Source organism: Bacillus sp. FJAT-27986, from assembly GCF_001685035.1.
Taxonomy (GTDB): Bacteria; Bacillota; Bacilli; order Bacillales; family Pradoshiaceae; genus Pradoshia.
The window spans coordinates 196,577-218,241 of record NZ_MAYV01000016.1 but is presented as its reverse complement, the minus strand read 5'-3'; the positions used below and the strand labels follow the sequence as shown (position 1 = coordinate 218,241).

The 21,665-nt window shown below is 37.1% G+C and carries 23 protein-coding genes; 22 read left to right on the top strand and 1 reads right to left on the bottom strand.

Annotated features, from left to right (window positions below; translation table 11 throughout):
- Nucleotides 1–55: 55 nt before the first annotated feature.
- Nucleotides 56–643, top strand: coding sequence for an ECF transporter S component (locus A8L44_RS14055; protein WP_066107555.1), 588 nt, complete (start codon nt 56–58; stop codon nt 641–643).
- 54 nt (nt 644–697) lie between these two features.
- On the opposite strand, the gene A8L44_RS14050 is transcribed toward A8L44_RS14055, so the two are convergent.
- Nucleotides 698–946 carry a ferredoxin gene (locus A8L44_RS14050; protein ID WP_066107552.1) on the bottom strand — a complete coding sequence of 83 codons (249 nt, stop codon included), beginning with the start codon at nt 944–946 and terminating at the stop codon, nt 698–700.
- A gap of 219 nt (nt 947–1,165) precedes the next feature.
- On the opposite strand from A8L44_RS14050, the gene A8L44_RS14045 reads away from it, so the two are divergent.
- The 21 genes from A8L44_RS14045 (at nt 1,166) to A8L44_RS13945 (ending at nt 21,638) form a co-directional block, all read left to right on the top strand.
- The gene (locus A8L44_RS14045) at nt 1,166–2,221 is read left to right on the top strand and encodes a helix-turn-helix domain-containing protein (RefSeq protein ID WP_066107549.1); all 1,056 of its coding nucleotides are present in this window, start codon (nt 1,166–1,168) and stop codon (nt 2,219–2,221) included.
- 2 nt (nt 2,222–2,223) lie between these two features.
- Nucleotides 2,224–3,699: a RecQ family ATP-dependent DNA helicase gene (locus tag A8L44_RS14040; protein ID WP_066107546.1), complete on the top strand. Its 1,476-nt coding sequence runs from the start codon at nt 2,224–2,226 to the stop codon at nt 3,697–3,699.
- A 4-nt stretch (nt 3,700–3,703) separates the two neighbouring features.
- Nucleotides 3,704–4,297: a CPBP family intramembrane glutamic endopeptidase gene (locus A8L44_RS14035; protein WP_066107543.1), complete on the top strand. Its 594-nt coding sequence runs from the start codon at nt 3,704–3,706 to the stop codon at nt 4,295–4,297.
- A gap of 113 nt (nt 4,298–4,410) precedes the next feature.
- Nucleotides 4,411–4,869 (top strand): YpbF family protein, encoded by a 459-nt coding sequence (locus tag A8L44_RS14030; RefSeq protein ID WP_066107539.1) that lies wholly within the window; start codon nt 4,411–4,413, stop codon nt 4,867–4,869.
- Between the two features lie 93 nt (nt 4,870–4,962).
- Nucleotides 4,963–5,613, top strand: coding sequence for a CBS domain-containing protein (locus A8L44_RS14025; RefSeq protein ID WP_066107536.1), 651 nt, complete (start codon nt 4,963–4,965; stop codon nt 5,611–5,613).
- Between the two features lie 83 nt (nt 5,614–5,696).
- Nucleotides 5,697–6,482 (top strand): metallophosphoesterase, encoded by a 786-nt coding sequence (locus A8L44_RS14020; protein ID WP_066107533.1) that lies wholly within the window; start codon nt 5,697–5,699, stop codon nt 6,480–6,482.
- A gap of 74 nt (nt 6,483–6,556) precedes the next feature.
- Nucleotides 6,557–7,150 carry an adaptor protein MecA gene (locus tag A8L44_RS14015; protein WP_066107530.1) on the top strand — a complete coding sequence of 198 codons (594 nt, stop codon included), beginning with the start codon at nt 6,557–6,559 and terminating at the stop codon, nt 7,148–7,150.
- Nucleotides 7,151–7,413: 263 nt separating this feature from the next.
- Nucleotides 7,414–8,679, top strand: coding sequence for a Glu/Leu/Phe/Val family dehydrogenase (locus tag A8L44_RS14010; RefSeq protein ID WP_066107527.1), 1,266 nt, complete (start codon nt 7,414–7,416; stop codon nt 8,677–8,679).
- Nucleotides 8,680–8,860: 181 nt separating this feature from the next.
- Complete coding sequence (locus A8L44_RS14005; protein ID WP_066107522.1) at nt 8,861–9,835, top strand: YpdA family putative bacillithiol disulfide reductase; 975 nt, start codon at nt 8,861–8,863, stop codon at nt 9,833–9,835.
- A gap of 37 nt (nt 9,836–9,872) precedes the next feature.
- A complete protein-coding gene (locus A8L44_RS14000; RefSeq protein ID WP_066107519.1) occupies nt 9,873–10,838 on the top strand; it encodes an asparaginase in 966 nt (321 codons plus the stop codon).
- Between the two features lie 108 nt (nt 10,839–10,946).
- Entirely contained in the window at nt 10,947–11,627 is a 681-nt protein-coding gene (gene prsW, locus A8L44_RS13995) for a glutamic-type intramembrane protease PrsW (protein WP_066107516.1), read from the top strand.
- Nucleotides 11,628–12,045: 418 nt separating this feature from the next.
- On the top strand, nt 12,046–12,894 hold the full coding sequence (gene sleB, locus A8L44_RS13990; protein WP_066107513.1) for a spore cortex-lytic enzyme: 849 nt from the start codon (nt 12,046–12,048) through the stop codon (nt 12,892–12,894).
- Nucleotides 12,895–12,904: 10 nt separating this feature from the next.
- Nucleotides 12,905–14,266 (top strand): germination protein YpeB, encoded by a 1,362-nt coding sequence (ypeB, locus tag A8L44_RS13985; protein WP_066107512.1) that lies wholly within the window; start codon nt 12,905–12,907, stop codon nt 14,264–14,266.
- 122 nt (nt 14,267–14,388) lie between these two features.
- The gene (locus A8L44_RS13980; RefSeq protein WP_066107509.1) at nt 14,389–15,048 is read left to right on the top strand and encodes a flagellar brake protein; all 660 of its coding nucleotides are present in this window, start codon (nt 14,389–14,391) and stop codon (nt 15,046–15,048) included.
- Between the two features lie 49 nt (nt 15,049–15,097).
- Nucleotides 15,098–15,277: a DUF5359 family protein gene (locus tag A8L44_RS13975; RefSeq protein ID WP_066107506.1), complete on the top strand. Its 180-nt coding sequence runs from the start codon at nt 15,098–15,100 to the stop codon at nt 15,275–15,277.
- Between the two features lie 128 nt (nt 15,278–15,405).
- Nucleotides 15,406–16,086: a (d)CMP kinase gene (gene cmk / locus A8L44_RS13970; RefSeq protein ID WP_066107501.1), complete on the top strand. Its 681-nt coding sequence runs from the start codon at nt 15,406–15,408 to the stop codon at nt 16,084–16,086.
- Nucleotides 16,083–16,664 (top strand): lysophospholipid acyltransferase family protein, encoded by a 582-nt coding sequence (locus A8L44_RS13965; RefSeq protein ID WP_066107498.1) that lies wholly within the window; start codon nt 16,083–16,085, stop codon nt 16,662–16,664. Before cmk ends, A8L44_RS13965 begins: the two co-directional genes overlap by 4 nt.
- 141 nt (nt 16,665–16,805) lie before the next feature.
- Nucleotides 16,806–17,945 (top strand): 30S ribosomal protein S1, encoded by a 1,140-nt coding sequence (gene rpsA, locus A8L44_RS13960; RefSeq protein ID WP_066107495.1) that lies wholly within the window; start codon nt 16,806–16,808, stop codon nt 17,943–17,945.
- A gap of 414 nt (nt 17,946–18,359) precedes the next feature.
- Nucleotides 18,360–18,986, top strand: coding sequence for a YphA family membrane protein (locus A8L44_RS13955; protein WP_066107492.1), 627 nt, complete (start codon nt 18,360–18,362; stop codon nt 18,984–18,986).
- Between the two features lie 285 nt (nt 18,987–19,271).
- On the top strand, nt 19,272–20,582 hold the full coding sequence (gene der / locus A8L44_RS13950; protein ID WP_066107491.1) for a ribosome biogenesis GTPase Der: 1,311 nt from the start codon (nt 19,272–19,274) through the stop codon (nt 20,580–20,582).
- A 21-nt stretch (nt 20,583–20,603) separates the two neighbouring features.
- A complete protein-coding gene (locus tag A8L44_RS13945) occupies nt 20,604–21,638 on the top strand; it encodes an NAD(P)H-dependent glycerol-3-phosphate dehydrogenase (protein ID WP_066107488.1) in 1,035 nt (344 codons plus the stop codon).
- The last annotated feature ends 27 nt before the right edge of the window (nt 21,639–21,665 follow it).

Genomic DNA, 21,665 nt, shown 5'->3' with positions numbered 1-21,665 from the left:
GGCAGAGCCTTTCTTCTGGAAGAGGTAGTACCAAACCTAAAGGAGAGAGGAAATAATGAAAAGCAGTGGTGTAAGTAAGATTCAAAAAATGGTTACGATTGGGATGTTGGGTGCGATTGGATATGTTCTAATGATTATTAATTTTCCATTCCCTGGTTTTCCAACATTTCTACAAATTGATTTTAGTGATATTCCAGCTTTAATTGCGGCCATCATTTTTGGGCCGGTTGCGGGTATCCTGGTAGAATTATTAAAAAATATTCTGGATTACATGATGACAGGAAGCGACACAGGAATTCCGATTGGGCATTTTGCTAACTTTATCGGAGGCGTCGCGTTTATCCTTCCAGCCTACTATTTTTATAAAAAAATCGGCACCAAAAGAGGCATGGTGTACGGACTTGTAGGAGGCACAATCGTATTAGCTTTATTTATGAGTCTTGTCAATTACTTCATTTTGCTGCCAAGCTACAGTGTGTTAATGAATTGGAACATGTCTGGTACAGAGATTCGAGCAATGATCACCACGGCGATCATTCCTTTCAATTTAATAAAAGGAACCTTAATTGCCATTGTATTTATGCTATTATTCACTAAAATGCAGGGCTGGTTTTCGAAGCAATCTGTATTGCGAAATGTATAAAATAGATTAAATAAAAGCCTCTGCGAAACCGCAGAGGCTTTTATTAATGGGAGACTATTCGAATTTTAATGCGTCTCCGTCAAAGGATTCGTCAGCAACTTTAATAGAATCTGTTGGGCAACCTTCGAAAGCATCCATCATGTCATCAAGCAGAACATCTGGAATTTCGACAATACCTTGGTTATCATCTAAAGTAACAAATGCAATACCTTCATCATCATAATCGTAAATATCTGGAGCTGCTGCTCCGCAAGCACCACAAGCAATGCAAGTTTCTTTGTCAACAATAGTAAATTTAGCCATGCTAAATACCTCCCAGGTAAAAAAATATATATTTTGATACCGAACTGGATATCAAACCCCTCACCTTATTGTAAAACTCATGGTATAACTTTTCAATAGCCAATATTTCGCGTGTTTTTAGCGAATAAAGGAAAAATAGGCTATTGAATTTTAAGCATGAGGGTACAACTATTTGGTAAGATAAAAAGTGTCAGACATGTAGGATAAAGGGGTTAAAACATGATTATACCATATTTTGACGGATTAATACTGTATTTAATAAATGCATTAAAGGGGCAAAGAACAGTATATTCCCCTTTACATATACTTAATGGGAAAAAATCCTCTCAGCCCATTCAAGATGCTCGTTTGTTTAATATATCTCGGTTTTTTGGCGTACTTCCAAAGTTAAAAAGAGAGACTTGGGATCAAAAGATTATTGAATTAACCAAAAAAGGATATATAAAAGAAACAGGTATTAATACCTATGTCTGTACGCAGCATGGTAAACAAGCACTTTCCTTTTGGGAAAAGGATTATCCTCAGTTAACTAACCTGGATGGTCGTACCTTTCAAGATGCAGCTCATGGATTTTGGATGAGGCTGCAATTATTGGTACAAACGTCGTCCTGTTTGCTAAATGGCAATCATTCTTTCATTGCGGTTTCCCGTAATCAAGAGGAACAACTGTTAGTGAAAAAATTATTTAAAAAGATTCCTCTCTCTTCAATGGAATTGGCCCAGCTTCTATATCAGGAGCTTGATGATTTATTAAGTAATGTAAATGAAGCCGGAGCAGAATTAATTGTTTCAGCCTTCTCAGGTCACCAGCATGCGGGTTTGACAATCGAACAGGCTGCACGAAAGCTTAATATAGATGTATTTTATGCGAGACTTCTCTTTTGGGATACTATTCATTATATGCTTAAAGCCAGTGTTCAGTCTCCTTATATACTATTGAAAGAACTTGTGCTTATAGGTAAACCTGTTCAATCTCTTTTAACTGCTTCTACGCAAAGAACATTAAAAATGCTTCAAGCCGGGATGTCCAAAGAAGAAGTAGCAGCCGTACGGAATTTAAAAACGAATACGATTGAAGATCATCTTGTTGAAATCGTTTCAAACGTACCTGATTTTCCGATAGATGATTTTGTAAGTGCAACAGAGAAAGAACAAATCAAACAGGCCATTGCTACTAATGAAACAAAACAGTTAAGATCTTTAAAAATGGTCCTTCCATCTGAGATAACTTATTTTAAAATCAGGCTCGTTATGGCAACTATAAAGGAAGTGTAAGTATGCAGCCGCTAGAAGCTCAATTAGAAAAAATGTTCGGATTCCAAACGTTTCGAACTGGACAGAAGGAAGTGATAGAATCCATTATCACCGGCAAAGATACACTTGCTATGCTGCCAACTGGGACCGGTAAAACCTTGTGTTTTCAGATGCCCGGATACTTGATGGATGGATTGGTTATTATCATTTCACCATTGTTGGCTCTTATGCAAGATCAGGTAGAACAAATGAAGGCGAAAGGCGAAAAAAAGGTTGCCTCCTTAAATTCATTTTTAACCCTGCAGGAACGGGATATGGTGCTGAGGTCATTATCATTATTAAAATTTATATATATCTCGCCAGAAATGCTGCAATCCAGATTTATTTTAGATAAATTAAAAAAGCTCAACATTGCATTGTTTGTTGTAGATGAAGCGCACTGTATATCACAATGGGGTTATGATTTTAGACCGAGTTATTTGCAGCTCGGCCGTATTAGAGAAGAACTGAATAACCCATTGACCTTAGCTTTAACAGCTACTGCTACTCCTGAGGTTCAAGAGGATATTTTAAAAAATTTATGTATGGAGGATGCGGCGAGAGTAATCCATAGTGTGAACAGGGAGAATATCAGTATCCTGGTAGAAGAAGCCGCTGATTATCAGCATAAGCTTCAAATTTTAATTGATGCACTGAATAAAGTGCCAGGTGCAGGGGTTATATATGTATCCAGCCGAAAACTTGCTGAACAATTAAGTGGATTTCTACTAGAAAAGGGCTTTGATGGTGTTGCTTATTATCATGGCGGTATGGAAACTAGTGACCGAATCCTGATTCAGCAGCAATTTTTATCTGGGCAGTTAAGAATCATCGTGGCCACCAATGCATTTGGTATGGGGATTAATAAAAATGATATACGATTTATTTTACATGTAAACATGCCGTTGAGTGTGGAGGCATATGTACAGGAAATAGGCAGGGCTGGAAGAGATGGATTGCCGGCAGTGGCCATATTGTTATATTCAGAAGGAGATGAATGGCAAGCTTCCCATCTGATTGAAAGAGATTTTCCAATTCGTTCAGAAATTGAATGGGTTATTCATCATGAGGCCTCCAATCTTACAGCTGAGGAGTTTATTGGTGATGACAAAATAGAACGGATAAAAGAATTAAATAAGGCTTTATTAAAGGGGAATATTCTTGACCCCTATGAACGAATTGAGCGAATAGATGTAGAACTGGAAAATCGAAAAAAAGAAAAACTCATGAAATTATATCTATTGAAAGAATGGATTCTTTCCACTGAGTGCAGAAAGAGCAGCATCGCTTCCTATTTTAATCAGGAGCTACAGAATAAAACAAAGACTTGCTGTGACCGGTGTGGAGCAACACTAGATGCACTTATCGCTATCCTTCCAAAACAACGGCAAGACATTCCTCGGGAAGATCAAAATTGGCGTATGCAATTGAAACAATTATTTACTGGAAGGGCAGAGTAAACAAATGAAAAATAAACAGGCAGAGCTCGTGAGTCAGTTAAAGGATGAAGAACTATACAAGGCATTGATTCAAACTCAATTGCTTTTGCTTATAATCTCCTCTTTTTTGGGGATATGGGTCTTTGATGATATACAGGAGTTTTTATTGTTATTTGATTTTCAAGATTGGTCTATCCTTCTTATAGGAATCCCAGCAGGATTGCTGGTAGTTCTCTACGACTTACTTTCGATGAGGTATCTTCCCGAGAGATACTTTAATGATGGCGGAATCAATCAACGTATTTTTAGTTCTCTCAATGGACGGCAACTAGTCTTTATTGTCCTTTTAGTTTCTATCAGTGAGGAATTATTATTCAGGGGAATCATTCAAACATATGTTGGTTTATGGATGGCCAGCCTCATATTTGCACTAATCCATATAAGGTATTTATATAATGTATACTTGTTTGTGAATATCTTACTGTTAAGTTTCTTTATTGGGTTTATCTATGAGTGGACAGGCAATTTATTTGTTACAATCGCGATGCATTTCACCATTGATTTAATCCTTGGATTTGTCATAAATAAGCAAGCTGGCAAGGTAAAAGCAGTCTTATAATAGATTTAGTAAAAGTAAGCATGTATAGGGAACGGGTAAATAAATAATGGACAAGAATTACATAATTGACCGCTTCTTTTCATAAACATGATTATGAAAAGGAGAGGTGGTTTATGGAAGCGTATATCAATGATTTGGACGAACATACCGATGAGGCTACAAAAATAATGCTCAACAATGTGGTGAAAAGAAAACGCAAGTTCGATCATTATAAATCCCGTCATTTTTTATTTATTTACATTACATTAGGTTTAACAGCAATTCTAGTTGTTTATGTATATAAGAACATTATTCCTCTTTATTCTTATTCTTTTATGTCCATGTATAACTATTTTTTTGACAATGAGTTTATCATTCTCTGTATGCTAATGCTTGCCTTTATGTATGGAGGGATGCTTTATTACAAAAAAAAGATGGACAAGGCAGAAAAGGAATTTCACGCACTGCGATGTGAGATTATAGATAGGAGTAAGGATCTATGGAAAAATGATGTAGCTTGGAAAAATAGACATATCCTCTTTAATAAATTTAAAGATTTATATGATATTAATCTTTTTCACGAAAATAAATAATTTTTCACAAAATAGGCAGGTAAAGTCTGAGATTTGTCGAATAAGTATCAATTATAGGGAATGTTTATACTAGATTGCGGTGGGGGTGCTTTGATGTTTGTAAAGAATATCATGATTTCAAAATATCATTGTCATACGGTTTCTTACAATGATACTCTTCAAGAGGTTTTCTCGGTGCTGGATGAACATCAAATTGAGGGAGTGCCAGTTCTTAAAGGAAATAAGTATATAGGTACGATCACAAGGTATCGAGTATACAAAGCAGCCTTCTTATCAGAGCTGCCGAGAGATATTTTTTTAAAGGAAACAAAAGCAGAATCGATCGCTGAGGTAAACAAAACATTAAAAGAAGACGAAATATACGAAAATATATTTTTGGACTTAAAAGAGACACCTTTATTAGCCGTAGTGGATGATTACGAGTATTTCCATGGCATTGTTACGCGCTATGATATAATTGAACAATTCCAGAGTACCTTTGGCGTTCATGTACCTGGTGTGAGGATAGCATTAACTACAGTCGAAACCAAGGGGCGTATTGCCAGGTTAACTGAGATTGCAAGGCAATATCAGCAACAAATAATTTCATTAGTTACCTTTGATGAAACCGATAAACTTTTAAGGCGCATTGTCATTAAAGTAGTGAAAGCGCCGAATGTAGATAAATTTATCCGTAAATTAGAGGAATCAGGCTTTAGAGTCTTGCATATTGATGAAAAAGTTTTGCATATTGATCAAAAATAAAGATATAAATAAATGTAGAGCTAGTCATTTATTAGGCTGGCTTCTTTTAGTTATAAGATATAAAGGATTGAAAGGGAGATACTATGGCAGTGCTGTTCTTTTTTGGTTTATTAATTGCTTTATGTGTGTGCTTACTCATATATATGTACAGGCTTGCGCATCAGGACCGAGTGATTGATCATACGTTTGAATTCAGTACATTTCCAAGTGATGAGACCATCACAATCTTTTTTATTTCAGATATACATAGGCGGGTCATCAGTAATGAAATTATTGGGCAGGTAAAAGGGAAGGCTGATTTTGTTTTAATTGGCGGTGACCTAGCTGAAAAAGGGGTACCGCTAGATAGAATAAAAGAAAATTTAACTAAATTAAAAAGTGTAGGTCCTGTTTATTTCATATGGGGTAATAATGATTATGAAATAGATAGACATGAACTGGATGCACTTTTTGTAGAGTTGGATATCCATGAATTACTAGATACAAGCGTACTGTTTGAAACAAAGGATGGCGGTAAAATACGCCTGCTTGGAATTGACTTTTATGATGAAGAGGAACAAACGGGGCGGCTTGATTTGGCAATGGAAGAAGTGGAATCTGACAGTTTTAGAATTCTAGCCAGTCATACTCCGAAAATTGAAAAGGAAATTGAGAAATCATATGGAATTGATTTAGTATTGAGCGGCCATACACATGGGGGACAAATTAGGATTTTTGGAATGGGCAGATATAAATTAGGCGGCGTCAGCGAGAGGAATGATACGACCATCCTAACAAGTAATGGATATGGAACAAGCTTACTTCCGCTGCGATTAATGGCAAAACCTGAGACTCATTTAATCCATTTAAAGAAGTTAACTCCTTCATGATTTTAAAACAAGGTACCGACTGTGACTCCCTTCATACAATGGAATGGAGAGAGTAGCTACAGGAGGATTTTTTCATGAAGCTTAAACAAATCAATCCGACATTGTTCAAACTATTTATTCCCTACGATGAATTGGAAGACAGAGGTGTTACCTGTCAGGTGCTAACCAGTCATTCGGTGGAAACCCATAGCTTTTTTTATCATATTATTCAAGAAGTGCTTGAAGAATGTGGGAATTTGGTTGCTGGATTTTTTCAGATGGATGTATACTCTTATCCATGCTACGGAATCTATATAATTTTAAAAAGGGATGCGTACAATTTAAACGAAGATCTCGAAGAAGAAGAAGAAGAAATAGAAGGGTACCTATCTGTTAATATAATGAAGCGAGATCAAGTCATATATGAATTTGCGGAGTTTGATGATGTGGTACAAGCTTGCAGAATTATAAAGACTAGCTGGAATGTGAAAGGAATCCTTTATTTTTGGAAGTCCAAATACTATTTAGAGATAAAAGAAGATACTCTTATAAACCAAGCAACTCTTATGTCTATTCTTTTGGAGTTTGGAGAATTCTCGACCTTGAGTAAAGAATACCTGTCGGATTACGGACACAGGATAAGTAAAGAGAATATAATTACTATTATAAAAAAATATTTCCTATCATAATCGCATCTAAAAGATGTGGTTATTTTTATTTAATCTAAGCGTGTTTATAAAGGCCAAAACAGTACTCTTGCACTTTCCAGGCTTTATTAAGTATACTGAATTTATAAAAGCGAATAATAAATCTGAATATTTTTTCAAAAATTTTTGTTTTGTAATTTTTAACCCTATTATTCTATTATTTCACTTTCCAGACAATTGCCAAAGTTGTATACTTATGCTGGTAGGAAAATATTACTTATTATACATCTGTAGGAGGTACTATAATGACAGCCGACCATCATTCCACTGAGGACAAACTAGATGTTTTAAAATCGACTCAGACTGTCATCCATAAGGCTTTAGATAAGCTTGGATATCCAGAAGAGGTATTTGAATTATTGAAGGAACCGCTTCGTATGCTAACTGTGAAAATCCCTGTTAAAATGGACGATGGTTCTGTAACGGTTTTCACTGGTTATCGTGCTCAACATAATGACGCTATAGGTCCGACAAAAGGTGGAATTCGTTTTCATCCTAATGTTACAGAGAATGAGATTAAAGCTTTATCCATATGGATGAGTTTGAAATGTGGCATTGTAGACTTACCGTATGGAGGGGCAAAAGGCGGTATCATATGTGATCCGCGCAATATGTCTTTTCGGGAATTGGAAAGGCTTAGCCGTGGATATGTCAGGGCGATAAGCCAATTGGTCGGTCCTACAAAAGATATCCCGGCACCGGATGTTTTCACCAATTCACAGATTATGGCCTGGATGATGGATGAATACAGTCGTATAGATGAATTTAACTCTCCGGGATTTATTACCGGTAAACCGCTTGTTCTTGGCGGTTCACATGGCAGGGAATCAGCCACTGCCAAAGGGGTAACTATTTGTATCCATGAAGCGATTAAAAAACGTGGAATGGATTTAGTAGGAGCGAAAGTTGTTGTCCAAGGCTTTGGAAATGCAGGAAGCTTTTTGGCAAAATTCATGCATGATGCCGGTGCCAAGGTAATCGGTATTTCAGATGCAAATGGGGCTTTACATGATCCCGATGGCCTTGATATTGATTACTTGCTGGATCGTCGAGACAGCTTTGGTACAGTAACCAACCTATTCACGAATACGATAACCAACCAAGAATTACTTGAACTGGAATGTGATGTTTTGGTACCTGCCGCAATTGAAAATCAAATTACAGACGAAAACGCTCACAATATACGAGCGAAGATTGTCGTTGAAGCTGCTAATGGTCCAACCACTTTGGAAGGAACGCGTATTCTAACAGATCGCGGTATACTGTTAGTACCGGACGTTTTAGCTTCTGCCGGTGGTGTTACAGTATCTTATTTTGAATGGGTACAGAATAATCAAGGATACTATTGGACTGAAGAAGAAGTTGAGGAAAAATTACAAAAAGTAATGGTTAAATCATTTAATACCATCTACGATACAGCTCAATCCCGCCGTGTAGACATGCGCCTCGCTGCCTATATGGTTGGGGTACGGAAAATGGCCGAAGCATCGCGTTTCAGAGGCTGGATTTAATACTGCAAACAATAAGAAAGTTTTCTGTCCCTCGTGAGATAGAAAACTTTTTTGCATGTGGTGGATGAGTTTAGGTTCTAAAAATGTTATTCTAAAAGGGTTATTTAAATATTCATTGAGAAGTACTAGATACTACATACAAATTGAAATTCCAGTTTACGGTTATTTGGAGGAAAGAAGTATGCACTATGAAGAAGCAATTGTGATTGGCGGCGGACCATGTGGTATGTCAGCTTCCATTAGTTTAAAGGAAATTGGTAAAAATCCATTGATTATTGAAAAGGGGAATATTGTTAATTCGATTTATCATTACCCAACACATCAAACCTTTTTCTCAACCAGTGAGAAATTAGAAATTGGGGATGTCGCTTTCATTACTGAAAATCGGAAACCTATTCGACTCCAGGCATTAACATACTATAGAGAAGTAGCGAAGAGGAAGAATCTCAGAATAAATACATATGAATGTGTGGAAGTAATAGAAAAGCAGAAGAATGGATTATTTAGAATAAAAACAACCAAAAATGAATATGAAACACCATACTGTATCATTGCAACGGGCTATTATGATCAACCAAATATGATGAATATACCAGGTGAAAATTTGGATAAGGTATACCATTATTTCAAAGAAGGACATCCTTTCTACGATATGGATGTGGTTGTGATCGGTGGCAAAAATTCAAGCGTAGATGCTGCGCTAGAGCTTGTAAAAGCGGGAGCAAGAGTAACAGTCATATATCGGGGAAATGTTTATTCAAAAAGCATTAAACCTTGGATTTTGCCCGAGTTTGAATCATATGTCCGCAACGGAATTATCAAAATGGAATTTAATTCAGTCGTAAAAGAGATTAAAGAGCAAACTGTCATTTATGAAAAAGAGGGGCAAATAATCGAAATACAAAATGATTTTGTTTTTGCTATGACAGGGTACCATCCGGATTACAGCCTTCTAACCAATGTAGGTGTTGAAATACAAAGTGATACAGGGAAACCAATGATTGATGAGCAAACAATGGAAACAAACATAGAGAACCTATTTGTGGCTGGTGTGATTGTGGCCGGAAATAATGCTAATGAAATTTTTATTGAGAATGGAAGATTTCATGGTGGACAAATAGCAAATGCGGTAAAAGATAAGGAAGGGTTGGAGTAGCATTAAGAATGCTTGATTACTTGTTAAGAGGTGTAAAATGAAGAAAATTTCACTAATTACGACTGGTGGAACGATTGCCAGTAAAGAAATCTCTAAAGGACTTCTGAATTCGGGTGCTATGAGTGGTGAGGAATTAGCAGCACTCTGTCAGTTGCCGGAGGGTTTCGATATAAAAATTATAGATTTAATGCAAAAGCCTTCCATGCATATTGGTTTCGAAGATATGGTTTTAATAAAAGAAGCCATTGAAAAGGAATTGGAGGATGAAGGAGTTTGTGGAGTGGTAGTCACTCATGGAACGGATTCGTTAGAGGAAACGGCTTATTTTCTTGATCTAACAACTAAAGATCCAAGACCAATAGTGGTAACAGGCTCACAGCGCTCCCCTCAGGATGTCGGAACCGATGTATATTCCAATTTACGGAATTCAATCTATGTAGCCGCAAATCAACACTTAAAGCATAGCGGAGTTTTGGTTGTCTTTAATGAGCGGATATATTCTGCAAGATACGTGAAAAAAGTCCATGCTTCGAATCTCCAGGGCTTTGAATCATTTGGTTATGGATATCTTGGAATCATCGATAATGATGTAGTCAGCGTCTATCAAAAGCCGATCTATAATGAATCTTACAAAATCGGTCCGGAAATACCGCGCGTTGATATCGTAAAATGCTATACAGGTGCAGATGGGATTATGATTGATGCCGCTGTAAATGCCGGCGCACGTGGAATTGTGCTAGAAGGAGTCGGCCGTGGGCAAGTAACACCTTTAATGGTCAACTCAATCCAATCTGCTTTGGATAACGGGATAACAATTGTTATCAGTACAAGTGCGGAAGAAGGAAAAGTGTATCCTGCCTATGGATACCACGGCAGTGCGCATGACCTGCAAAATAGGGGTGTGATTCTAGGTGAGGATTATGACAGCAAGAAGGCAAGATTGAAATTGGCCATATTATTATCCAATGGTAATGTCGATATCAAGGCTGCGTTTAAGTTGTAGGGTTCGAATTACACTAATCACATGAAAGCTGTGAGAATTCTTGATTTTCTTTTTTTTTCGTCCGTGTTACGATTAAAGGACGAAAGAGTAAAAAAGAGAGGGTAATCCATGTTAAATATATTAACAGCGGGCGTTGCACCTGGTATAGCCTTGCTAATTTATTTTTACCTGAAAGATCAATATAACACTGAGCCTGTATCAGTTGTATTTAAAGTATTTATCTATGGTGCGTTATTTGTCATACCTGTTATGTTTATTCAATATGTCATCCAGGCAGAAGGGCTTTTTCTTTCTGTTTGGGCTGATGCCTTCTTTGAAAAGGGAATGGTAGAAGAGCTGATTAAGTGGGCTTTATTCCTTTGGTTGATCTATGGCCATGTTGATTTTGATGAACCCTATGATGGAATTGTTTATGGAGTTTCTATTTCTTTGGGGTTTGCAACATTGGAAAATATCCTCTATTTATTTTCGAATGGGCTTGAATATGCATGGGGAAGAGCGATGTTCCCTGTTTCAAGTCATGGACTGTTTGGGGTCATCATGGGCTTTTATTTTGGGAAAGCCAAATTCCAAACCCAGCCCAGGTTAAAGCTGACTTATATGCTGACAGCCTTGTTCATTCCGATTGCCTTGCATGGTTCCTTTAACTATATATTGATGGAGCAGGAAAAATGGTATGTATATTTAATTCCATTTATGTTCTGTCTATGGGGTCTCGGACTTTGGAAAGTAAAAAAGGCAAGAATTTTAACAGAAAAGGCTTTTAAACAGTCATTTGAATCAGTTTAATAAACTGTAAACTGCAGTAAAATAGAAACAAACACTAAATCTAAATCTGCTTCTTTTTAGGAGTAGATTTGATTAGGGTTTGTTTTTTTATTTTAAAGGATGTTTTATCTATTTATGTTGTCTGCGGCTTTAATCCTCCAGGGTAAATAAAGGTCATGAATTCATCCTGAAATTGTTGCTTATTATGTTACAAAGAATATGCTTCATACCCCACTGCTTCTACAATCCTAAATGATTTTTCCCTACCTCCATTCAACTTTGCTTTTCTCTGCTATCAGCTCAAAAAGCTTTTGTATGCAACTTATTTTTATAATCATCAATCCTCTAGTTTGAAAATGATTTTCATGTTGGACTGAATATTTTATATGTGTTTGCAAAAACTACCCTTACTGTCATTAATTCTACAGGAGGGCATGAAATGAAGGGTTTAGTAAGGAAGTTAGTATCCTTTTCAATAATTGGTTGTTTTTTATTCCTCTCACCCATTTTTGATATCCAGACTGAAGCATTTACCAATCAAGTGATTCAAAGGGGAGCTGTCGGAGATGATGTCATCGAATTACAGGCGCGTCTTCAAAATATAGGCTTTTATCATGGAAAAATCGATGGGGTCTTTGGATGGGGAACATACTGGGCATTGCGTAATTTTCAGGAACAATTCGGCTTACCTATTGATGGGTTAGGTGGAGCAAAGACTAAAAGTAAACTGGTTAGCGCCTCTAATTACAATGCTTCCTGGGTGAAAAAACAAATCAATTCAGGAAATGAGTTTACTTATTATCAGGGAACTCCAATTGAGCATCAAGTTAAGCCAAAATCATCATCGAATAAAACGACAAAATCAACAAATACGGCGAAAAAGAACACATCCACAAAGACGACCGGTACAGCTGCAAATATACCAGCTGGATTTTCGGAAAGTGATATAAAGTTAATGGCGAACGCAGTTCATGGTGAAGCGAGAGGTGAACCATACGAGGGTCAGGTAGCAGTTGCTGCGGTTATTTTGAATAGGGTCCAAAGTTCATCGTTTCCAAATACAGTTTCAGGGGTTATATTTCAGTCGGGAGCATTTACTGCGGTAGCTGACGGACAAATCTGGCTTGAACCTAATGAGAGTTCAAGAAACGCAGTTATAGATGCTATCAATGGTTGGGATCCGACCGGTGAAGCTGAATATTATTTTAACCCGGAAACAGCGACAAGTTCATGGATATGGAGTCGTCCGCAAATAAAAAAAATCGGCAAGCATATATTCTGCAACTGAGGTGAATGTAATGATAAGAAATATCGTGATTGCTGTATTGCTAATCGGTTTAGTTGGAACAGCGTACTGGGCATATCAGGATCATCAAGAAAAAATAGCTATCATGAATCAAACCGAGAATAATTATCAGCGTGCCTTTAATGATCTGAACTATCAAATTGATGTGTTAAATGATAAAATCGGGACGACATTGGCTATGAATACAAAGGATTCTCTATCTCCGGCATTGGCTGAGGTTTGGAGATTAACAAGTGAAGCACATAATAATGTTGGTCATTTGCCCCTAACATTAATGCCATTTCATGAAACGGAGAAATTTTTAACAAATATCGGTGATTTCGCCTATAAGACATCTGTGCGAGATTTAGATAAAAGTCCGCTATCTGATGAAGAATATAATACATTAAAAGCTCTGTATAGTGACGCAACGGAAATAAGAGATGAGCTAAGGAGTGTTCAAAGGAAAATCAGCGACAATGATTTACGTTGGATGGATGTGGAAACAGCCTTGGCGGATACGAAGGGGGACAGCCAACGGGACAACCAAGTTATTGATGGACTTAAAACGATAGATAAAAATGTAAAGTCAATTGGACAAAAAAGTGAATATGGACCTACATTTACATCTGTGGAGGAAAAAAACATAGATTATAAAAATTTGTCCGGAAAAGAAATAACCCGTAAGGAAGCAATTGAACTGGCAAAAAAATATACAGGTGTCTCTAATGCTAAAACTGTCAGCGTAACTGCAAATAAGGATGGTTCAAAATACGAGTTCTATCATGTGAATTTGAAGAGTGCTTCTACAGGTAATATGATTGGAATCGATTTGACTAAAAAAGGTGGACATCCAATTTATATTATTAATGATCGTCAAGTATCCGATGCTAAGATCGGGTTAAACGATGGATATAAGAAAGCTCGGCAATATCTGAATAACATGGGCTATCAGAATATGGAGTTATTTGAAAGTACTCAATATAATAATGTTGGTGTTTATACGTTTGTAACGGTTAAAGATCAAGTGAGGATCTATCCTGAAGCAATCCGTATCAAAGTAGCACTAGATAATGGAGATATCATCGGATTGGGAGCAGACGATTATCTTCAAAATCATGATAAGGAAAGAAAAATTAATAAACCGGCTATCACTGAAAAAGAAGCTGAAAAGCAAATCAGTGGAAAAGTAATGATTATGGAAAAAAGATTAGCCGTTATCACAAATAATTTATATGAAGATGTACTCTGTTATGAATTTATGGGAACAGTAGGTGATGATACCTACCGAATTTTTATTAATGCTGAAAACGGGCATGAAGAAAAAGTAGAAATCATGCATGAAGCAAGAAAAGTGTATGATGATGTCTCATAAAAAATAATCTAAGGAAAAGGCTGGAAACGGTCTTTTCCTTTTTTTGTATTCTCTGTCATAATAGTACATAAGTCCTTGTTTTGGAATATTCTTACACATGTCAGAGGGGAAATGGTTTAACTATGTTAACAATCGGAATGACCATCATACTTGAGAAGAGCCAATTAGATCAGCCTGAAACATATAGATGCAAGTTAATGGATGTTAGAGATGGGATTCTTTATATTGATTATCCAGTTAATATATATACGAACAGAATAGATTACTTAATAAATGGAACGAATTTCAGGGGAACATTTGTTGGAAAGGATCAAAATACCTATCTGTTTAATACGGAAATCCAGGGAAGAGTAAGGGAAAATATACCTTTGCTGCTTTTAGATTATCCTGGTGATGAATATCTGGAAAAAATTCAGCGAAGAGAATATGTGCGTGTAAGCTTGTCCACAAAAGTAAATGTACAGCCCATTAATAATGAATTCCCCCCCTTTACGGCATTAACAACGGATATTAGCGCAGGAGGAGCAGCAATCATTGTTCCTCAAAATTTAAAGATTGATACTCATACTAATCTAATACTGCAGTTTACATTTGAGATGAGAAATAGGGAAGTGTGTGAACTACCCATTCAGGTACAAGTGAAAAGAATTGTCGAAGTTTTGAATAATAGAAAAAAAGTATCTGTCGAATTTACCGAAATCACTGAAGCAGAACGGCAAATTTTGCTGCGTTATTGTTTTGAAAGGCAATTGGAGGAAAGAAACAGAGGTTTTGGGGATTAAATACATATCTGTATGGACAAACTCATAAGTAAGAGGAGGATTGTTCCATATGAATGCGGTAGAGCGATTTATCAAGAAAATGGCTATCATTCAACTTTTATTTTTATTATTTTTTCAGCTTGTTTTTCATCGTGAACATACCTTTACTAAATGGAAAACACTCGCAAGATATGAAGGCGTCATCGAAAATAATTATACAGCAATTATGGATGCAATTTCCAGCAAATGAATATTTAGGTTTTCTAAAGACAAAGTAAAGTACTTTGTCTCATTTTTTTACATTCATATTGATTTATATCCTGTAAAGCTGTGTTAAAATAGTCATGATTAATTTTTGTGTACAACAAGGAGGAACAAATGAAAAAGAAATTATCGATTGCTATTGATGGTCCTGCTGCTGCAGGTAAAAGCACAGTAGCGAAAATTATTGCTAGAAGGCTAACATACATATATATTGATACAGGTGCAATGTACAGGGCTTTAACTTATAAGGCATTAAATAATGGAATAGATCCGAATAACGAAGCAGCTCTTTATGATCTATTAATGTCTACGGATATAAAATTGCAGAATAGTGAACAAGGACAAGATGTACTGGTTGATGGAGTTATTGTATCTGAAGAGATAAGAACGCCGAATGTAACTAAAAATGTTTCCGCTGTCTCTCAGCATAAACTGGTCCGTGAAGAAATGGTTCGACGACAACAGCTCCTGTCTGAACAAGGCGGCGTTGTAATGGATGGCAGAGATATAGGTACTCAAGTTATGCCAAATGCTGAAGTCAAAATCTTTATGCTTGCAAGTGTAGATGAGCGTGCCAAAAGAAGACATGAAGAAAATATCTTAAAAGGGTTTGACTCGGATATTGAACAATTAAAACAAGATATTGCGGCCCGTGATAAATTTGATTCAGAAAGAGAAGTATCTCCTTTGAAAAAAGCAGCAGATGCAATTGAACTTGATACAACAAGTCTTTCAATTGATGAAGTGGTGGATGCTATTATGAAGATAGCGAATGAGAAAGGAGTATATGGATGAGCTTTTATAGATTTGCCAGGGGCGTAGTAAAGATAGCTCTAACTCCCTTATACCGTGTCTCAGTTTCAGGAAGAGAACATTTTCCTGAGACAGGCGGTGTTTTATTATGCTCCAATCATATCAGTGAATTAGACCCGCCAGTTGTAGGGATGACGTGCCCGCGGGATGTTCATTTTATCGCTAAAGAAGAACTGTTTAATGTACCTGTTCTTAAAACTATTTTACCGCGTGTTCATGCCATTCCTATTAAAAGAGGTATGAGTGACCGGAATGCCTTGCGAAAGGGATTGGGTGCTTTAAAAGATGGACATGTCTTAGGTCTGTTTCCTGAAGGAACTCGCAGTAAGACAGGCGAATTGGGAGAGGGTCTTGCGGGTGCAGGCTTCTTTGCGTTGAGAACGGACGCTAAAGTTATTCCCTGTGCCGTGATTGGTTCCTATAAACCATTTTCTAAAACAAAAGTTATATACGGTCCTCCAATTGACATGGAAGAATACCGTAGTCAAAAAGCCTCCCCTGAGGAAGTGACGAAAGTCATAATGGCTCATATAAAGCAATTGATTGATCAAAACCGCTAAACATCCTGCTTGACAAATAGTACAAATTATAAGAAGTTAGAAAAAAGAGATTATTTAGAATATTGTTTAATACTGGCGGATTAGTGGTATTAAATATAAATTGAAAGGTAATTGAACCCGTGATCGTTAGGAGGAGTACATATGACAGAGGATATGAACAATATTAATGTAACCGAGTTTAATGTAGGCCAAAGAGTGCGTGGGACTGTAACTAAAGTTGAAGAAAAACAAGTCGTAATTGAAGTTGAAAATAGTAAGCATGATGGCATTGTCCCTATCAGTGAGCTCTCCAGTCTGCACGTTGAAAAAGCTTCAGATGTGGTGAAGGAAGGGGACGAGCTTGAGTTTGAGATTATCAAAGTCGAAGATGAAGCTCTGATTCTATCGAAAAGAAAAGTAGATGCAGAAAAAGCGTGGGGAGACCTGGTTGTTTCATTTGAAAATGGTGAAATAATTGAAACTGAGGTTAAAGACGTTGTAAAAGGCGGTCTAGTTGTTGACTTGGGAGTACGTGGATTTGTACCTGCCTCGCTTGTCGAAGATTATTTCGTTGAAGATTTCTCTGACTACAAAGGGAAAGAGCTAGCGTTTAAGATTGTAGAGCTGGACCAAGAAAAAAACCGCTTAATCCTTTCACACAGAGATGTTGTGCGTGAAGAGAAAGAAAAGAAAAAAATTGGCGTTCTGGAATCTTTACAGGCTGGCCAAGTCCTTGAAGGAACGGTTCAGCGAATAACTGATTTCGGCGCATTTGTTGATATTGGAGGTATTGATGGTTTAGTTCATGTATCTCAGCTTTCTCATGAACATGTGGACAGACCTTCAGATGTTGTCTCAGAGGGAGACAACGTCCGAGTCAAGATTTTATCTATTGACCGTGATACTGAAAGAGTTTCATTATCCATAAAAGAGACCCTGCCTGGACCTTGGTCAGATATTACTGATAAAGCAAAAAAAGGCAGTGTTTTGGAAGGGACGGTTAAACGTCTTGTATCCTATGGTGCTTTTGTGGAAGTATTCCCTGGTGTAGAAGGTTTGGTGCATATTTCTCAAATTTCACATAAACATATCGGCACTCCTCATGAGGTTATGTCTGAGGGAGATGTTATTAAAGTTAAAGTGCTTGACGTGAATGAGGATGAGCACAGATTATCTCTAAGTATTAAAGAATTGCAAGAAAATCCAGCTGCTGAAATGGATAACTATGAACTCCCTGAAGAAACAAGAGGCTTCCAATTAGGTGAAATGATTGGAGAGCAGTTAAAGAATTTAAAAAAATAAAGTAATGTGTTAGATGCCCTTACAGGCTTGCATGCTTTAGGTTTAATATTAAGTAAAAAACAGCCCTTCTCAGGTATAGAGAAGGGCTGTTTCTATGTATAAACAAAAAATCGAATAAAGTTACCAATCAGCGTTATGCTTCACTCTGTATTATTTAGTTTTGTGAAATGACCCGAGGATTAGAGTGTAACTTGGTCGTGATTGCGATTAAAGGGCCAGAATTAGCGTGGCTGAAAAAATCTGTTATGTAGAATATCTGTTTATGAAAGTGAGGGTGTCTTTGGGTATCTACTGAATTTATAGAAAAGAATCGAATGCCCTGCTTACCGAAGATGTGTTAAATAAATCAATTTCCTATTACATTTGAAATGTTTAAAAAAATTGAAAGTTGGCATACTGCTAAGGGAGGTTTTTATGCATGAAGGTTATTTATTTTTCAGTTTAATGTGGCTTGGGTGTTGGTATTTTATTTTTATATCAGATGAATCGGTTAAGATAAGACGGAGAGGAATGATCAGACTATTGGCAGGGATTTGCTTTGCCGGTCTGTCCATCCATATATTCAGTATACATTTAAATCTGTTTTTTATTGCGGCCCTGCTTTGGTCTTTTTATCAATGGAGACATTGGACGAATAAAGAATTAATTAGAATGACAGTCGCTATTTTTTTTATTACTATTGCCTTTATATGTATTAGAATTTATTCAGTTCTATATCCAGTATGGTTTATTGTAAACTGGATTTATATTGCGGCCGGTATGCTGGTTGTACTGAGTATAATCTTTTTAGAATCAACTAAAAGGGTCAGTATACTTAGTGTTGCCATTATACTTGGTGAAGCAGTTTATTCAGGGATTTTATATGTTTACGGGTTTCCAGTTAAAGCGATAGGTACATTTGAATCATTGGACCTTTTGTTACTGGCGATAACCATTACTATCCTTTTAAATAAAACCAATAATCTATGGACAAAAAGAATACCGAGGCGAAGGATTTATCATCAGCAGCATGTAGGGTTAAAAGGTAAGGGCGTTAGATAAAAACCTGTTGGATAAATTCCATTAAGAAAAGTAATTTAGTTTACTTTTTACCGAGAATATTGAAAGGAAAACTCCAAGGGAGTTTAAATTTCACGTCAAAAATAGTAAGGAAATATAGCAGAAGAGTTGTTACTTTGCGAAACGTTTGCTATCATAATATAGTTAGACCCTTCTTTATGATTAAGAAGGGTTCTTTTTTCATAAAATATAAATACATTAAACATGCTAACAATTCAGTGAAAATAAACAGGAATTTAGCTAGGATAGTTGAAAGGATGAACGACCATGCCAAAACCAGTTGTAGCCATAGTAGGCAGGCCGAATGTAGGGAAATCTACAATATTCAATCGGATTGTAGGAGAAAGAATATCAATTGTAGAAGACGTAGCCGGAGTAACCAGAGACAGGATTTATAGTTCTGGAGAATGGTTAAACCATGAATTCAATATTATTGATACAGGCGGTATTGATATAGGGGATGAACCGTTTTTAGAACAGATTCGTCAACAGGCAGAGATTGCTATTGATGAAGCGGATGTTATTATTTTTATGACGAGTGGCAGAGAGGGATTGACTTCTGCTGATGAAGAAGTGGCAAAAATTCTTTATCGTTCAAAGAAACCAGTAGTCGTTGCTGTAAATAAAGTGGATAACTTTGAGATGCGCGATCAGATCTATGATTTCTATGCATTGGGCTTTGGTGAACCAATAGGAATCTCTGGCTCTCACGGAATTGGAATTGGGGATTTGCTAGATGCTGTTGTACAAAGCTTCCCTGATCACCAAGCACCTGACTATGACGAAGATGTGATTAAGTTCAGCTTGATCGGTAGACCGAATGTTGGAAAATCCTCATTAGTTAATGCGATTTTGGGTGAAGAGCGCGTTATTGTAAGTAATATCGCAGGAACAACAAGAGATGCGGTCGATTCTCCATATAAATATAATGGCGATGATTATGTCATCATTGATACCGCTGGAATGAGGAAAAAAGGTAAGGTATACGAAAGTACTGAAAAGTACAGTGTTTTACGTGCATTACGAGCTATTGAACGTTCAGATGTTGTCCTAGTGGTCCTCGACGGGGAAGAAGGCATTATTGAACAGGATAAAAAGATTGCTGGGTATGCCCATCAGGCAGGACGAGCTATCGTTATTGTAGTGAACAAATGGGATGCAGTTGAAAAAGATGATAAAACGATGAAGAAGTTTGAAGAGAAAATCAGGGCTGAATTCCAGTTCCTTGACTATGCTCCAATTGTGTTCTTGTCTGCTAAAACGAAAGCACGTATCCATACTTTGCTTCCAATGATTAATTTGGCAAGTGAAAACCATGCACAGCGTATCCAAACGAATGTCCTGAATGATGTTATAATGGATGCAGTAGCAATGAATCCAACGCCAACCCATCACGGCAAAAGGTTGAAAATATATTATGCTACACAAGTGGCCGTTAAGCCGCCATCCTTTGTTGTCTTTGTAAATGATCCAGAATTAATGCACTTCTCCTATGAACGCTTCCTGGAGAATAAAATTAGAGATGCATTTGGATTTGAAGGAACGCCTATAAAAATATTTTCTCGACTACGTAAATAATTTTTTTGAGGAGTGGAGTCTATGCAACAATCAGTCACCATTTTGGGAGCAGGTTCGTGGGGAACTGCACTTGGAATTGTCCTTGCAGATAACGGACATGCGGTAAAAATCTGGGGGCATGAGTTAGAACATGTCAATGAGATAAATCGTGAACAGGCAAATATTCGTTATTTACCTGATGTCAAGCTCCCTTCCGCTATTAAGGCATACTATGATTTGGAAGAGGCATTGTCTGGCTCAGAGGTTATTGTTTTTGCTGTACCGACTAAAGCAATTCGTGAAGTGGCCCGCAAGGTTAAAGCGATTGTCCAGGATAAAGTGACAATCGTCCATGTAAGCAAAGGGATCGAGCCAGATAGCTTGCTGCGTATATCTGAAATGATAGAAGAAGAAATTTTGGATATAGCAAAAGATATCATTGTTCTCTCCGGCCCAAGCCATGCTGAAGAGGTAAGCAGAAGGATTCCTACAACCGTTACGGTTGCTTCTAAAAATATGGAGGCAGCAGTGCGTATTCAGGATTTATTTATGAACCAAAATTTCCGCGTGTATACAAACCAAGACTTAGTTGGTGTGGAAATTGGGGGTGCCTTGAAAAACATTATTGCCTTAGCAGCTGGGATTACGGATGGACTTGGATACGGAGATAATGCCAAAGCCGCTTTGATGACTCGCGGTCTTGCAGAAATCACTCGTCTGGGTGTGAAGATGGGAGCAAACCCGTTAACATTCCTTGGATTAACAGGTATCGGTGACCTTATTGTAACATGTACAAGCGTCCATTCAAGAAACTGGCGTGCCGGTAATATGCTTGGAAAAGGAAAGAATCTTGAAGAGGTTCTTGAAAGCATGGGAATGGTTGTTGAAGGCGTGAGAACAACGAAGGCAGCTTATCAGTTGTCGGAGAAATACCAAGTGAAGATGCCAATTACGACTGCCTTGTACGATGTCCTGTTTAATGACAAGGATATTAAGACAGAAGTAGATGATCTTATGACTAGAAGCAAGAAGCATGAAATGGAAGATTTGATGGATAGCATGATTAATAATCATTAATTAATGATTTTGTCAAAAAATAGGCAT

Coding starts and splice junctions, on each gene's coding strand:
- A8L44_RS14055 (WP_066107555.1), top strand. CDS start 56: ATGAAAAGCAGTGGTGTAAGTAAGATTCAAAAAATGGTTACGATTGGG.
- A8L44_RS14050 (WP_066107552.1), bottom strand. CDS start 946: ATGGCTAAATTTACTATTGTTGACAAAGAAACTTGCATTGCTTGTGGT.
- A8L44_RS14045 (WP_066107549.1), top strand. CDS start 1,166: ATGATTATACCATATTTTGACGGATTAATACTGTATTTAATAAATGCA.
- A8L44_RS14040 (WP_066107546.1), top strand. CDS start 2,224: ATGCAGCCGCTAGAAGCTCAATTAGAAAAAATGTTCGGATTCCAAACG.
- A8L44_RS14035 (WP_066107543.1), top strand. CDS start 3,704: ATGAAAAATAAACAGGCAGAGCTCGTGAGTCAGTTAAAGGATGAAGAA.
- A8L44_RS14030 (WP_066107539.1), top strand. CDS start 4,411: ATGGAAGCGTATATCAATGATTTGGACGAACATACCGATGAGGCTACA.
- A8L44_RS14025 (WP_066107536.1), top strand. CDS start 4,963: ATGTTTGTAAAGAATATCATGATTTCAAAATATCATTGTCATACGGTT.
- A8L44_RS14020 (WP_066107533.1), top strand. CDS start 5,697: ATGGCAGTGCTGTTCTTTTTTGGTTTATTAATTGCTTTATGTGTGTGC.
- A8L44_RS14015 (WP_066107530.1), top strand. CDS start 6,557: ATGAAGCTTAAACAAATCAATCCGACATTGTTCAAACTATTTATTCCC.
- A8L44_RS14010 (WP_066107527.1), top strand. CDS start 7,414: ATGACAGCCGACCATCATTCCACTGAGGACAAACTAGATGTTTTAAAA.
- A8L44_RS14005 (WP_066107522.1), top strand. CDS start 8,861: ATGCACTATGAAGAAGCAATTGTGATTGGCGGCGGACCATGTGGTATG.
- A8L44_RS14000 (WP_066107519.1), top strand. CDS start 9,873: ATGAAGAAAATTTCACTAATTACGACTGGTGGAACGATTGCCAGTAAA.
- prsW (WP_066107516.1), top strand. CDS start 10,947: ATGTTAAATATATTAACAGCGGGCGTTGCACCTGGTATAGCCTTGCTA.
- sleB (WP_066107513.1), top strand. CDS start 12,046: ATGAAGGGTTTAGTAAGGAAGTTAGTATCCTTTTCAATAATTGGTTGT.
- ypeB (WP_066107512.1), top strand. CDS start 12,905: ATGATAAGAAATATCGTGATTGCTGTATTGCTAATCGGTTTAGTTGGA.
- A8L44_RS13980 (WP_066107509.1), top strand. CDS start 14,389: ATGTTAACAATCGGAATGACCATCATACTTGAGAAGAGCCAATTAGAT.
- A8L44_RS13975 (WP_066107506.1), top strand. CDS start 15,098: ATGAATGCGGTAGAGCGATTTATCAAGAAAATGGCTATCATTCAACTT.
- cmk (WP_066107501.1), top strand. CDS start 15,406: ATGAAAAAGAAATTATCGATTGCTATTGATGGTCCTGCTGCTGCAGGT.
- A8L44_RS13965 (WP_066107498.1), top strand. CDS start 16,083: ATGAGCTTTTATAGATTTGCCAGGGGCGTAGTAAAGATAGCTCTAACT.
- rpsA (WP_066107495.1), top strand. CDS start 16,806: ATGACAGAGGATATGAACAATATTAATGTAACCGAGTTTAATGTAGGC.
- A8L44_RS13955 (WP_066107492.1), top strand. CDS start 18,360: ATGCATGAAGGTTATTTATTTTTCAGTTTAATGTGGCTTGGGTGTTGG.
- der (WP_066107491.1), top strand. CDS start 19,272: ATGCCAAAACCAGTTGTAGCCATAGTAGGCAGGCCGAATGTAGGGAAA.
- A8L44_RS13945 (WP_066107488.1), top strand. CDS start 20,604: ATGCAACAATCAGTCACCATTTTGGGAGCAGGTTCGTGGGGAACTGCA.